This is a genomic window from Streptomyces sp. Q2 (assembly GCF_056820935.1).
Genome location: NZ_JBXEJE010000020.1, coordinates 184858 through 198203 on the forward strand (window position 1 = coordinate 184858; position 13346 = coordinate 198203).

The following is a 13346-nucleotide window of genomic DNA, read 5'->3' on the forward strand; positions in this document are numbered from 1 at the left end:
GTTAGAAGTACCCCTCGCGCTTGCGGTCTTCCATCGCGGCCTCGGACATCTTGTCGTCGGCGCGGGTCGCGCCCCGCTCGGTCAGCCGGGAGGCGGCGATCTCGGTGATCACGGCCTCCAGCGTGGTCGCGTCGGAGTCGACGGCGCCGGTGCAGGACATGTCGCCGACCGTGCGGTAGCGCACGAGCCGCTTCTCGACCCTCTCGCTGTCCTTGGGCCCGCCCCACTCGCCGGCGGTCAGCCACATGCCGGCCCGCCGGAACACCTCGCGCTCGTGGGCGAAGTAGATCTGCGGCAGCTCGATGCCCTCGCGGGCGATGTACTGCCACACGTCCAGCTCGGTCCAGTTGGACAGCGGGAAGACGCGCACGTGCTCGCCGGGCGCGTGCCGTCCGTTGTACAGGTTCCACAGTTCGGGGCGCTGGCGGCGCGGGTCCCACTGGGAGAACTCGTCGCGCAGGGAGAACACCCGCTCCTTGGCGCGGGCCTTCTCCTCGTCGCGGCGGCCGCCGCCGAACACGGCGTCGAACTTCTCGGCCTGGATCTTCTCGGTCAGCGGCAGCGTCTGCAGCGGGTTGCGGGTGCCGTCCGGGCGCTCCTTGAGGACACCGCGGTCGATGTAGTCCTGCACGGAGGCGACATGCAGCCGCAGCCCGTGCTTGTCGACCGTGCGGTCGCGGTACTCCAGGACCTCGGGGAAGTTGTGCCCGGTGTCCACGTGCAGCAGCGAGAAGGGAACCGCCGCGGGGGCGAACGCCTTCAGCGCCAGGTGCAGCATGACGATGGAGTCCTTGCCGCCGGAGAAAAGGATCACCGGCCGCTCGAACTCGCCCGCCACCTCGCGGAAGATGTGCACCGCCTCGGACTCCAGCGCGTCCAGGTGCGAGAGGGCGTACGGGCTGTCCGTGCCCTCCTCGCCCCCCTTGACCGTGGCGACGGTCGTCGTCATGCCAGTCCCCTCTCGGTGAGCAGCGCGTGGACCGCGGCCGCGGACTCCTGGACGGTCTGGTCCTGCGACTCGATGCGCAGGTCGGGCGACTCGGGAGCCTCGTACGGGTCGTCCACCCCGGTCAGCCCCGTGAGTTCACCCGCGGCCTGCTTGGCGTACAGACCCTTCACATCCCGTACGGAGCACACCTCGACCGGAGTCGCCACGTGCACCTCGATGTACGCCGTCCCGCTCTCCTGGTGGCGCTTGCGCACCGCCTCGCGGCTGTCGGCGTAGGGCGCGATCACCGGGACCAGCGCCGTGACGCCGTTGCGGGCGAGCAGCTCGGCGAGGAAGCCGATGCGCTGCACGTTGGTGTGCCGGTCCTCGCGGCTGAAACCGAGGCCCGCCGAGATGAACTCGCGGATCTCGTCGCCGTCGAGCACCTCGACGAGGTGGCCCTCCTCGCGCAGCCGGCCGGCCAGCTCGAACGCGATGGTGGTCTTGCCGGCACTCGGCAGACCCGTGAGCCAGACGGTGGCTCCGGTCGTCACGTGCTTCTCCTCGGGTAGGTCGGAGGTGGTCGTCATCAGTGCAGTCCGCACTCGGTCTTGTTGCGGCCCGCCCAGCGGCCGGCACGCGCGTCCTCGCCCTCCAGGACGCGGCGGGTGCAGGGGGCGCAGCCGACGGAGGTGTAGCCGTCCATCAACAGGGGGTTGGTCAGGACGCCGTGCTCCGCGACGTACGCGTCCACGTCGTCCTGGGTCCAGCGGGCGATCGGGGAGATCTTGACCTTCTGGCGCTTGTCGTCCCAGCCGACGACCGGGGTGTTCGCCCGGGTCGGGGACTCGTCGCGGCGCAGACCGGTCGCCCAGGCCTGGTAGTTCGTGAGGCCCTCCTCCAGCGGCTGGACCTTGCGCATCTTGCAGCACAAGTCCGGGTCGCGGTCGTGGAGCTTCGGGCCGAACTCGGCGTCCTGCTCGGCGACCGTGCGGCGCGGGGTGAGCGTGATGACGTTGACGTCCATCACGGCCTCGACCGCGTCCCGGGTGCCGATGGTCTCGGGGAAGTGGTAGCCGGTGTCGAGGAAGACGACATCCACGCCCTTGCGCACGCGGGACGCCAGGTGGGCGACCACCGCGTCCTCCATCGAGGAAGTCACGCAAAAGCGCGGGCCGAAGGTGTCGACCGCCCACTGGAGGATCTCCAGCGCGGTGGCGTCCTCCAGTTCGCGGCCCGCCCGCTCGGCGAGCGCCTTGAGATCCGCTGTCGTGCGCTCTTCCTGAGTCGTCGTCATATCTGGTCTCCTCCTGCCTCGGAGTGCTGAAGGCCACGGGCGAGCAGCCCGAGGAACTTCAACTGGAATGCGCGGTTGCACGCCGCGCATTCCCACGCACCGTGGCCGCCTTCCGATGCTTCGCTCGGCCGGAGGTCCTCGTCGCCGCAGTAGGGGCAGTAGAAGGGGGCTGCGCGCTCGCTCATGAGAGGGCCTCCTCGGAGGCGCGCGAGGCCCAGGCGGCGAAGCGCTCGCCGTCCTCGCGCTCCGCCTGGAAGCGCTTGAGGACGCGCTCGACGTAGTCGGGCAGTTCCTCGGAGGTGACCTTCAGGCCACGCACCTTGCGGCCGAAACCGGCCTCCAGGCCGAGCGCGCCGCCGAGGTGCACCTGATAGCCCTCGACCTGCTCGCCCTGGCCGTTGAGCATGAGCTGGCCCTTGAGACCGATGTCCGCCACCTGGATACGGGCGCAGGCGTTCGGGCAGCCGTTGAGGTTGATGGTGATCGGCTCGTCGAAGTCCGGGATCCGGCGCTCCAGTTCGTCGATCAGCTGGGAGCCGCGCGCCTTGGTCTCGACGATGGCGAGCTTGCAGTACTCGATGCCGGTGCACGCCATGGTGCCGCGCCGGAACGGGGAGGGCTTGGCGGTCAGGTCCAGCGCCTCGAGCGCCTCGACCAGCGACTCGACCTGCGGCTCCTCCACATCGAGGACGATCATCTTCTGCTCGACGGTGGTACGGACCCGGCCCGAGCCGTGCGCCTCGGCGAGTTCGGCGATCTTCGTCAGGGTCGCGCCGTCCACGCGGCCGACGCGCGGGGCGAAACCGACGTAGAAGCGGCCGTCCTTCTGCCGGTGCACGCCGACGTGGTCGCGCCAGCGCTCCACCGGCTGGGCGGGGGCGGGGCCGTCGACCAGCTCGCGCTTGAGGTACTCGTCCTGAAGGACCTGGCGGAACTTCTCCGGGCCCCAGTCGGCGACCAGGAACTTCAGGCGGGCGCGGGTGCGCAGCCGCCGGTAGCCGTAGTCGCGGAAGATGCCGATCACGCCGGCCCAGACGTCCGGGACCTCGTCCAGCGGGACCCAGGCGCCGAGCCGGACGCCGATCTTCGGGTTGGTGGACAGACCGCCGCCGACCCACAGGTCGAAGCCGGGGCCGTGCTCGGGGTGCTCGACGCCGACGAACGCGACGTCGTTGATCTCGTGGGCGACGTCGAGGAGCGGGGAGCCCGAGACGGCCGTCTTGAACTTGCGGGGCAGGTTGGAGAATTCCCTGCTGCCGATGTACCGGCTGTGGATCTCGTCGATGGCCGGGGTGCCGTCGATGATCTCGTCCTCGGCGATGCCGGCGACCGGCGAGCCGATGATGACGCGCGGGGTGTCGCCGCAGGCCTCGGTGGTGGACAGACCGACCGCCTCGAGCCGGTTCCAGATCTCGGGCACGTCCTCGATACGGATCCAGTGCAGCTGGATGTTCTGCCGGTCGGTGACGTCCGCCGTGCCGCGCGCGAACTCCTGCGAGATCTCGCCGATCACACGCAGCTGCCGGGTGGTGAGCCGGCCGCCGTCGATGCGGACGCGCAGCATGAAGTACTTGTCGTCCAGCTCCTCCGGCTCCAGGATCGCGGTCTTGCCGCCGTCGATCCCGGGCTTGCGCTGGGTGTACAGCCCCCACCAGCGCATCCGGCCGCGAAGGTCGTTGGGGTCGATCGAGTCGAAGCCGCGCTTCGAGTAGATCGTCTCAATGCGTGTCCGCACATTGAGACCGTCGTCGTCCTTCTTGAACTGCTCGTTGCCGTTCAGCGGGGTGTGGTGCCCCGCGGCCCACTGACCCTCACCGCGGTGACGGCTCACCTTGCGGCGGGGAGTCGCGGCGGCAGGGTTCTGCGGGGTGGCGGCCATGGTTGATACGTCCTTCGGGACAGGCGGGAAAGCGGCTCTGACCTGCGCGCGCGGGCGCATGGGTGGACATGCGCGTCATTGCGCAGGAGTGAGGCGAAAGTGGGGAATGTCGGGCGGCGCGACGGCTCGTCAGCGCACCGGACAGATGGCGCTGGACATGCGGCCGAGGTCGACGTGGCGCCGACTCACCAAGGCAATTCCAGTTCCAGACATGACGGAAGCGTGTCATGGCGATCTGGACAGAGTCCAGCTTCGTCCGTCATGTGGACACCCTTGTCCCGAAGAGTGAGACGAGGGTGTTCTCGGTCACATGGACCGAAGGAGACCTTGTCGGCGCAGGTCAGGCGGGGTAGGCACCCGACCAGGGACCCGGGGCGCTCACCTCGGGCTGCTCCTCGACCTTGGTGTCGAACAGCTGGAAGCCGCGGCGCTGATAGTTGGCCATCGCGTGCTCCCCGTCGAGGCTGCACGTGTGCAGCCACACCCGCTTGGTCGCGGCCAGGCCGGGCCAGCGGTCCGCGAGATCCCAGGCGCGGGCGACGCCACGCGACAGCAGGTGCCCGCCGATCCGCCGTCCGCGGAAGGCCGGAAGCAGACCGAAGTAGGCGATCTCCACGACCCCGTCGTCCTGCGGCTCCAGCTCCACGTACCCGGCGGGCGTCCCCCGGTCGTAGGCGACCCAGGTCTCCACGCCCGGCCGGCCCAGGTGCTCCTGCCACCGCGCGTACGTCCAGCCCAGCCGGTCGATCCAGCGGATGTCCCCGCCGACGGACGCGTACAGGAAGCGGCTGAACTCGGGCGAGGGGACCTCGGAGCGCACGACCCGCACGTCCCCCTCCGGCGCGGCCGCCGGGAGGAGGTCGGTCGGGGCGGTCTGCTCCAGGGACCAGGTGGTCACGGGGATGTTGGTCATGACGGCCAGGGAACCATCTACCCCAGTGATCTGTCGATCGAGGTGAGCGGCAGCGCGAACAGCATCCGGCCCGACTGGGACCAGACCTCGCCGGTCGCCTCCCAGTACGACAGGGACGGCGTACGCGCACTCCAGCAGTGCTGTGTGTCGTCGGACCCGCACCGCGTGGCCTCGGCGCGGTCGGCGTCCTGTCGCCACAGCGTGCCACGCCCGTCCGGCGCCTCGGAGGCGCGGCTCAGATACCACTGGGAGCGGTACGACAGCACACCCCGCACGTCGGCCGCCTTCGTCTCGTACGCCTGCGTGGCGTCGGCGCGTCCTTCGAAGTCGGTGGCCAGGAGACCGGAGCGGGCCGGGTCCGTGGCGAACGAGTAGCGCCACAGGAGCGCGGGCCCGTCGCCGTCCGCCGAGGTCCGCTCGCTCGCGACGAGACTGTCGGGCGACGTGCTGCGGTCGAGGGACAGGCCCCCCGGGCCGGCGTCGGCGGCGGTGCCGCCCGGACGGTAGGAGCCGACGGCGGGCAGGACGAACCGGGCGCCGTGCGCCGACCAGCCGCCCCGCACCCGGCCGACGGCCGTGCTGACCACGGTCGCGCGCTGGACGCGGTTCATGTCGTACGCGTACAGACCGTCGGCCGCGGTGACCAGCAGCTTGTCCTGGTACCAGACCATCCCGGAGACGTCGGAGTCGAGGGCCCGGTAGTCGCGCCCGCCGTCGACCGGGACGGTGAGCAGCACCCAGGTGTAGGTGAGGCGGTCCAGGTCGTTCGCGTCGACGAAGGCGACCCGGGCCAGGCCGTGGCCGGACGCCGTGGCGTTCTGCGACCAGCCGGAGAGGATCACACGGTTCTGGCCCCACAGGCCGTCGTCGTCCGCGTCGCCGGAGGTGGTGACCGCCCCCGGCTGCCAGGAGCGGGTGTCGGCGGCGTCCCAGCACTGGGCGCGGGTGGCCGCCGGTTCGACGGGCAGCGTCTTGAGGTCCTCGGCCGGGCAGTCGGATGCGGCGCGCAGCGTGCGGTCGGCGTCCTCGAGGACCGCGCCGACACCGACGGGCCGGCCCATCGACGAGGCGAGGCGGTCGAGCGTGGCCTCGGGCACCCGCTGTTCCTGGAGCCGCAGGGCGGCGATCCGCTCGGACGAGGTGACCGGCTTCAGCGCGCCCGGGTCCTCGCTGTTCGTGGCCTGCGAGGCGCTTATCAGGGTGGCGGCGCCGGTCAGAGCGAGGGCGGTCCCGGCGAGGAAGGCGCGCAGCGCCCTGCCCCGCCTGCGGCGACGGTGTCTCCCGCGTTGTTTCATTCGTCCTCCCGAGGCGGGCCAACTGCGCCTGATGATCCGTACGTTGACCGAGGAGCAGGTGGGGTGACCCGTAGAGGGATGCTACGGCAGTGGGGGCGGTAGCGGACGAAGAACGGCAATTATGCGGAAGATGCCCTCCTGGGTCGCTCGGACCGCTCGGACCGCTCGGACCGCTCGTACGGTCGCTGCGGCGGGCGGTGAGCCGCTCAGTCCGTCTCGGCGGACACCCGTGCCGCCAGCACCGTCGGCGCGGTCGAACAGGGCAGCAGGTCGTGCGGGTCGGCCGGGAGGAGCACCTCGACGTCGGCGTCCTCGCAGAATCGATACGGTCGGTGTTCCAGAAGCCCTCCGAGATAGCGCCGTACCCGGGACATCTCGGCCCGCACGGTCACCGTACGAGCCGGATCGCCGAACAGGTCCTCAGCCAGGCCCGCCGCGCTGCGGCCGGTGCGGTGCAGAGCCAGCAGATAGAGCAACTCGGCGTGCCGAGGGCTCAGTTCATGGCTCCAGGAACCCGCCGGGCCCGACGCCGTCACCGACCAGCGACGCGGCCGCGTCAGGTCCAGCACGATCCGGGTGACGCCCCGCGGCACCGGCTCGTCGGCGGCCCGGATCAGCCAGCCGCCCGGCAGCGGTTCCAGCGCGCACAGCCCGAGCGACGGCAGCCACCGGCGGCCCGGTGACAGCGATCTGGGCAGCGCGATCCGGTTCGTGTACGGCATTCCGGTCACCGCCGCGGTCCAGCCGTCCTGGTCCACCACCACGGCCCGGCCGGCGAGCCGGGCCAGCACTGGCGCGGCCACCGCCCGCAGTCGCTCCAGCGAGGACACGTGCAGCTCACGCAGCCGCGCCTCGGCGAGCTTGGCCACCGAGTCGACCCAGGCGAGCGTGGCCGGGTGCATCGTCTCCAGCGGCCCGCTCACGTCCACCACGCCGATCGGCCGGCCGTCCCGCGGGTCGGTGATGGGCGCGCCGGTACAGGTCCAACTGGCGTGCGAGCGTACGAAGTGCTCGGAGGCGAAGACCTGTACGGGACGCCGTACGACAGCCGGGGTGCCCACGCCGTTGGTGCCGACGATGTCCTCCCGCCAGTCGGCGCCGAGTTCGAGGCCGAGCCCGTCGGCCTTGCGCAGCACGGGCGAACTGCCCTCGCGCCACAGCACCCGGCCCTGCTCGTCGGCGACCACCATGATGTGGTGGGCGACGTCCGCGACCGACAACAGTCCCTCCCGCAGCACCGGCAGCACGTGCTTGAGGGCCGTCGTCTCACGGCGCCGCTGCACCTCATCGCGGGACAGCAGCCCCGACCGGAATCCGTTTTCGGGATCGACGCCGCCGCGCAGCATGCGCCCCCAGGACTCCTCGATCACCGGCCGAGGCGCGACCGGGGCGCGCTGCCCGGAGAGCGTGGCCGAGCGGACCTCGCTGAGTACCCGCGCCGCACGCGCCGAGTCCACGGCGGCCAGCTGCGTCACGTCGGCCGGCGAGAGTGCCACGGGACCTCCCGGAAGAAGCGCTCGGGACAACCGGTTCGCGGTGGTTTTCCGGCCACGGTCCGAAAGTCCGTCCTGACTGTCCGTCTCATAGTGCCGCCTGCCCGAGTCGGAGGGACACAGTCCGCACACAGACGCCCACAAGTTGCAACCCTCTGCAACCCTGGTGGACTGCCCTGCCGTGCTCGAAACTTGAGCGATGCCGCCCAGTGCGGCGCACATGGCTCCAAGGGGCCAGTGGCGGGGGTGGTGCCGTGTCGGCGCAGCACCACCCCCGCGCCGTACGGGTACGGACCTACGCCGATCAGGCCACCCGGCGGGCCGCCGCCGGACGACGCGGTCACGTCTCGGGCCGGGCCCGCTCCACCACCGACGCCAGATCCAGACTGTGCGGCAGCGTTCCGAAGGCCGCGCCCGCGTCGCCGCCCAGGCGGGACGCGCAGAACAGGTCCGCGACCTCCGGCGGCGCGTACCGCACGAGCAGCGACCCCTGGAGCACCAGCGCGAGCCGCTCGGTCAGCCGTCGGGCCCGGGCCTCGACGCCCTCCAGATCCGCGAGTTCGGTCAGCAGGTCCTTGATCGCCGCGTCCAGGCGGTGGTCGGCGCCGCGTGCCTTGCCGACCTCCTGGAGATAGGCGTTCAGCGCCGTCGGCTCGCGTTGCAGCGCGCGCAGCACGTCGAGGGCCTGGACGTTCCCGGCCCCTTCCCAGACCGAGTTGAGCGGCGACTCGCGGACCAGCCGCGGCATCTGCGACGCCTCGACGTACCCGTTGCCGCCCAGGCACTCGGACGCCTCGACCGTCACCGGCGTACACCGCTTGGTCACCCAGTACTTGGCGGCCGGCACCGCGATCCTGAGCAACGCCCGCTCCTGCTCGCCGCCGTCGTCGTAGGCCGCCGCGAGCCGCAGCGCGAGCGTGGTCGCCGCCTCGGACTCCAGGGCGAGATCGGCCAGGACGTTGCGCATCAGCGGCTTGTCGACGAGTTTGCCGCCGAACACCTCGCGGTGCGTGCAGTGGTGCACCGCCTGCGCGACGGCCTGCCGCATCAGCCCCGCCGAGCCGAGGACGCAGTCGAGCCGGGTCGCCGCCACCATCTCGATGATGGTGCGCACCCCGCGCCCCTCCTCACCGACCCGGCGGGCCCACGTCCCGTCGAATTCGACCTCGGCGGACGCGTTCGACCGGTTGCCCAGCTTGTCCTTGAGCCGCTGGATCATGAAGACGTTGCGGGCGCCGTCCTCCAGCACCCGCGGCACCAGGAAACACGTCAGCCCCTGCGCGGCCTGCGCGAGCACCAGGAACCCGTCCGACATCGGCGCCGAGCAGAACCACTTGTGCCCGGTCAGCCGGTACGTCCCGGCCTCGGCGAGGGGGGTGGCGACCGTCGTGTTGGCCCGTACGTCGCTGCCACCCTGCTTCTCCGTCATGCCCATCCCGAACAGCGCCCCGGCCTTGAGCCGGGCCGGCCGCAGCTCCCGGTCGTAGACCATCGAGGTCAGCCGGGGCTCCCACACGGCGGCGAGAGCGGGATCCGTGCGCAGCGCGGGCACCGCCGCGTGCGTCATGGACAGCGGGCAGAGGTTGCCGGCGTCGGCCTGCGTCCACACCAGGAAGGCGGCCGCGCGCCGCACGTGCCCGGCGGGCCGGGACCAGGCCGAGGTCAGGCCCGCCGAGACACCCTTGCCGAGCAGCCGGTGCCAGGCCGGATGGAAGTCGACCTCGTCGACGCGCCGCCCGTAGCGGTCGTGGGTGCGCAGGGTGGGCGGGTTCTCGTTCGCCTGCGCCCCCCACTCCTGCACCTGCGCCGAGCCGCAGGCCCGGCCGAGCGCCGCGAGCTCACCGCGCACCTCGTCGAGCAGATCAGGGGCGGTGTGCCGGTCCACCGCCGCCGTCAGGGCCCGGTCGGCGGTGAACGCGTCGTAGCCGGCCAACGGCGGCGGCTGGTTGGTCACGGTGTGGGTGCTGCCTGCCATGGAGCGAACCTACCCGCACGGCGGACGTCATCACACCGACGCGGCGGCCGGTCCGCGGGGCCCGGATGGCGCGGACCGACGCGTCCCTGCCGGGCCGGGGCCCCTGGGGGATGAGCACAGCCAGGCACGACGGATACCTTTGGTTCGTGCAGCCAGCAAGTGAATCCCCTCAGCCGCCCGCCGGCCGCCTCCACCGGGCGCGTGCCCTCTATCGGAACGTCTCGAAGCGTAGGACCGCCTGGCTGTTGATCAAGGACACGGTCAACTCGTGCATGGAGTACCGGATCCTGGGCCTGGCGGCCGAGGCGGCGTTCTTCACGCTGCTGTCCGTGCCGCCGCTGCTGCTGAGCATGATCGGGCTGCTCGGCTACGTCGACGACTGGACCGGCGCCGACACCATCGCGAGCCTGGAGACCAACCTCCTCGAGGCCTCGCGCACGATCCTGTCCGACAAAGGCGTCACCGAGATCGCCCAGCCGATCCTGCACGACGTGATGAAGGGCGGCCGGCCCGACGTCATCTCCATCGGCTTCCTGTTCGCCCTGTGGTCGGGCTCCCGCGCCGTGAACGTCTTCATCGACACCATCACCGTCATGTACGGCCTCGACGGCGTCCGCGGCATCGTCAAGACCCGCCTGATGGCCTTCCTGCTGTTCATCGTGGCCCTGCTGATCGGCTCGGTCGCGCTGCCGCTGATGGTGGCCGGGCCGGACGCCGTGGTGAACATCGTGCCGTGGTCCGAGACCGTCGTACAGGTGCTCTACTGGCCCGTCGTCATCGTGCTGTCCATCGTCTTCCTCACGACGCTCTACCACGTCTCCGTCCCCGTCCGCTCCCCGTGGATCGAGGACGTGCCCGGGGCCCTGGTGGCCCTCGGCATGTGGGTCCTCGGCAGCTTCCTGCTGCGCATCTACCTGACCAACACCGTCGAGGGCCCCACCATCTACGGCTCCCTCGCCGCGCCCGTCGCCGTCCTGCTGTGGATCGGCGTGTCCGCGTTCGCCGTCCTGGTCGGCGCCGCGGTCAACGCCGCGATCGACCGGGTCTGGCCGGCCGCCGCGACGGCCGCGGCCCGCGCCGCCAACGAACGGCTGCGCGAGGCGCAGGTCGCCGAGTACGTCGCCCGCGCCACCGCGGCCCGCGCGTCGGTCCCGGACGACCCGGACGACCCCGACATGCCCTCCGAGTTCCCGGAGCGCTGGTCGCGCTTCCTGCCGCCGGAGGACGTGACGTCCCGCCTGCGCACCCACGTGAAGAGCACCCACCCCCACTCCCCGCACAAGCCGGAGGGCTCCTAGAGGCCGCGGACCGGGCGTGCCTCCCCGAGGGGCGCGGGGAAGCACGCGCGACCAGCCAGGACGGACCCGAGGCCGGCAGCTCCCGCACGCCCGCGGCGCTCCCGCTACACCTCCCACGCCCCCGCCGACGCGGCCTCCCGCACGAACTCCCCGAAGTCCCGCGCCTCCCGCCCCAGCACCTGACGCACGTCATCGGTCAGCCGGGCGTTACGCCCGTCCATCAGACCCTCGAACACCTCCATCAGCAGATCCACCTCCTCCGGCGGCACCCCGAACCCCGCCAGCGTCTCCCCGTACGCCCGCACCGGCACCGGCGTGTACGTCACCTTGACGCCGGTCGCCCCGGAGATCTCCGCGACCGCCTCCCGCCAGGTCAGCAGCCGCGGCCCGGTCAGCTCAAGCGTCCGCCCCGCATACCGGTCCCCGGACGCCAACACCGCCGCGACCACCTCTCCGACGTCCCGCAGGTCGACGAACGGCTCCCGCACCTCACCCGCCGGGAACACCAGCTCCCCGTGGCGCAGCCCCTCCACGAGCGGACCTTCGCTGAAGTTCTGCGCGAACCACGCAGCCCGTACGACCGTCCAGTCCGCGCCCGACCGCGTCAGCGCCTCCTCGGCCGGCAGCGCCTGCTCCTCGCCGCGCGCCGACAGCAGCACCAGCCGTCGTACGCCCAGACCGACCGCCTCCCGGGCGAGCGCGCCGATCCCCTCGGCCGCCGCGGGGGCGCCGACGTCGGACGGGTACACCAGGTACGCCGCGTCCGCGTCCCGGAGCGCGTCCGCCCACGTCGCCGGGTCCTCCCAGTCGAAGCCCTGGGCGCGGGACGCGGCCCGCACCGTCAGCCCGGCCGCCCGCGCGGCCCGGGCGACCCGCCTCCCGGTACGCCCGGAGGCGCCGGTCACCACCACCGTCATGTTCTGCGCGTCCGCCGTGTCCGCCGTGTCCGCCGTGTTCGCTGTGCGTTCCGTCATGTCTTCGGTCATGTCTTCAGTCAACGGCCGCGGGCTGCAACAGCCCATCGCCGAACGGCTCATTCCCATGCGCAGGCGTCTACGCTGACGCCATGGACGCGCCGCCCCCACGCTCGACCACGCTCACGCGAGGGGACCCCCTCGCAGGCCTCCTGGAGGGACCCCGGGCCCGGGGCGCCTTCATGATCCGTGCGTGTTTCGATCCGCCGTGGGCGGTCCGTGTCGAGGACCGCGCCCCGCTGACGGTGATGCTGGTGGTCCGCGGCGAGGCCTGGATCGTGCCGGACGCGGGGGAGCGGGTGCGGCTGCGGGCCGGCGAGCTCGCCATCGCGCGCGGCCCCGACCCGTACACCTGCGCCGACGCCCCCGGCACCCCGCCCCAGGCGGTGATCCTGCCGGGCGCCGAGTGCCGCTACCCCGACGGACGGCCGCTCAACGGGTCCATGGACATCGGCGTACGCAGCTGGGGCGACCGGCCCGACGGCTCCACGATGATGCTGATCGGGACGTACCAGGTCCGGGGCGAGATCAGCGGCCGACTGCTGGACGCGCTGCCGCCGCTGCTCCACCTGACGTCCGACATGTGGCGGTGCGCGCTCACGCCCGTCCTCATGGAGGAGGTCGTGCGCGACGAACCCGGCCAGGAGGTCGTCCTGGACCGCCTCCTCGACCTGCTGGTCATCGCCGCGCTCCGCGCCTGGTTCGCCCGCCCGGAGGCGGCGCCACCAGCCTGGTACGCGGCACTCGCCGACCCCGTCGTCGGCCGGGTGCTCCGCCTGCTCCAGGACGACCCCGCCCACCCCTGGACGGTGGCCTCCCTCGCCGCGAAGGCCGGGGTGTCCCGGGCCGCGCTGGCCCGCCGCTTCACGGAACTCGTCGGCGAGCCCCCGATGACGTACCTCACCGGCTGGCGCCTCGCCCTCGCCGCTGACCGCCTCCGCGACACCGACGACACCCTTGAGGCGATCGCCCGCCGGATCGGGTACGGCAGCGCGTTCGCCCTGTCCAGCGCCTTCAAACGGGTGTACGGGGTGAGCCCGCAGGAGCACCGGACGCGCGTGGCGTAGGGACGGCCGGCCCAGGGAGGGAGGGCTGTCGGCGGGGCCGGCCGAGACACGGGAGGGTGTACGTGAGTCGCCGTCCCCCAGCTGCTGCGCGCCGCTCGCACCGACGAGGGCGGAGGCCACACTGCCGCCGCGCAGCCCCCAGGCCGGCGCCGGCCGGGCCCAGGGCCTGCCCGCGGGACTTGACGATGCCGTCGAGGCGCCGCAGCGGGCCGCGACCGCCGGTGCGC

At 72.2% G+C, this 13346-nt stretch carries 13 protein-coding genes; 2 read left to right on the plus strand and 11 right to left on the minus strand.

Features of this window, described 5'->3' with window-relative positions:
• Position 1 precedes the first annotated feature (1 nt).
• The 10 genes from cysD to ACWBNA_RS23610 form a co-directional block, all read right to left on the minus strand.
• Entirely contained in the window at positions 2 to 949 is a 948-nt protein-coding gene (cysD, locus tag ACWBNA_RS23565) for a sulfate adenylyltransferase subunit CysD (protein ID WP_482706474.1), read from the minus strand.
• The gene (gene cysC, locus ACWBNA_RS23570; protein WP_482706476.1) at positions 946 to 1518 is read right to left on the minus strand and encodes an adenylyl-sulfate kinase; all 573 of its coding nucleotides are present in this window, start codon (positions 1516 to 1518) and stop codon (positions 946 to 948) included. Before cysC ends, cysD begins: the two co-directional genes overlap by 4 nt.
• On the minus strand, positions 1518 to 2225 hold the full coding sequence (locus ACWBNA_RS23575) for a phosphoadenylyl-sulfate reductase (RefSeq protein WP_482706477.1): 708 nt from the start codon (positions 2223 to 2225) through the stop codon (positions 1518 to 1520). The genes cysC and ACWBNA_RS23575 overlap by 1 nt, the downstream gene beginning before the upstream one ends.
• Positions 2222 to 2410 carry a hypothetical protein gene (locus tag ACWBNA_RS23580; RefSeq protein WP_482706478.1) on the minus strand — a complete coding sequence of 63 codons (189 nt, stop codon included), beginning with the start codon at positions 2408 to 2410 and terminating at the stop codon, positions 2222 to 2224. Before ACWBNA_RS23580 ends, ACWBNA_RS23575 begins: the two co-directional genes overlap by 4 nt.
• Entirely contained in the window at positions 2407 to 4104 is a 1698-nt protein-coding gene (locus tag ACWBNA_RS23585) for a nitrite/sulfite reductase (RefSeq protein WP_482706479.1), read from the minus strand. The genes ACWBNA_RS23580 and ACWBNA_RS23585 overlap by 4 nt, the downstream gene beginning before the upstream one ends.
• A gap of 129 nt (positions 4105 to 4233) precedes the next feature.
• Entirely contained in the window at positions 4234 to 4317 is an 84-nt protein-coding gene (locus tag ACWBNA_RS23590; RefSeq protein ID WP_349817346.1) for a putative leader peptide, read from the minus strand.
• Positions 4318 to 4444: 127 nt separating this feature from the next.
• Entirely contained in the window at positions 4445 to 5017 is a 573-nt protein-coding gene (locus tag ACWBNA_RS23595) for a GNAT family N-acetyltransferase (protein ID WP_482706481.1), read from the minus strand.
• A gap of 17 nt (positions 5018 to 5034) precedes the next feature.
• On the minus strand, positions 5035 to 6312 hold the full coding sequence (locus tag ACWBNA_RS23600) for a hypothetical protein (RefSeq protein WP_482706482.1): 1278 nt from the start codon (positions 6310 to 6312) through the stop codon (positions 5035 to 5037).
• A gap of 206 nt (positions 6313 to 6518) precedes the next feature.
• Complete coding sequence (locus ACWBNA_RS23605; protein ID WP_482706483.1) at positions 6519 to 7808, minus strand: GAF domain-containing protein; 1290 nt, start codon at positions 7806 to 7808, stop codon at positions 6519 to 6521.
• A gap of 337 nt (positions 7809 to 8145) precedes the next feature.
• Positions 8146 to 9780 (minus strand): acyl-CoA dehydrogenase family protein, encoded by a 1635-nt coding sequence (locus ACWBNA_RS23610; protein ID WP_482706484.1) that lies wholly within the window; start codon positions 9778 to 9780, stop codon positions 8146 to 8148.
• Between the two features lie 146 nt (positions 9781 to 9926).
• Between ACWBNA_RS23610 and ACWBNA_RS23615 the strand changes: the two genes are divergently transcribed.
• Positions 9927 to 11078, plus strand: coding sequence for a YihY/virulence factor BrkB family protein (locus ACWBNA_RS23615; RefSeq protein WP_482706485.1), 1152 nt, complete (start codon positions 9927 to 9929; stop codon positions 11076 to 11078).
• A 104-nt stretch (positions 11079 to 11182) separates the two neighbouring features.
• Here the strand turns inward: ACWBNA_RS23615 and ACWBNA_RS23620 are convergent, their stop codons facing one another.
• Positions 11183 to 12052 (minus strand): NmrA family NAD(P)-binding protein, encoded by an 870-nt coding sequence (locus ACWBNA_RS23620; protein ID WP_482706486.1) that lies wholly within the window; start codon positions 12050 to 12052, stop codon positions 11183 to 11185.
• A gap of 92 nt (positions 12053 to 12144) precedes the next feature.
• On the opposite strand from ACWBNA_RS23620, the gene ACWBNA_RS23625 reads away from it, so the two are divergent.
• Positions 12145 to 13119 (plus strand): AraC family transcriptional regulator, encoded by a 975-nt coding sequence (locus ACWBNA_RS23625; protein WP_482706487.1) that lies wholly within the window; start codon positions 12145 to 12147, stop codon positions 13117 to 13119.
• Positions 13120 to 13346 lie beyond the last annotated feature (227 nt).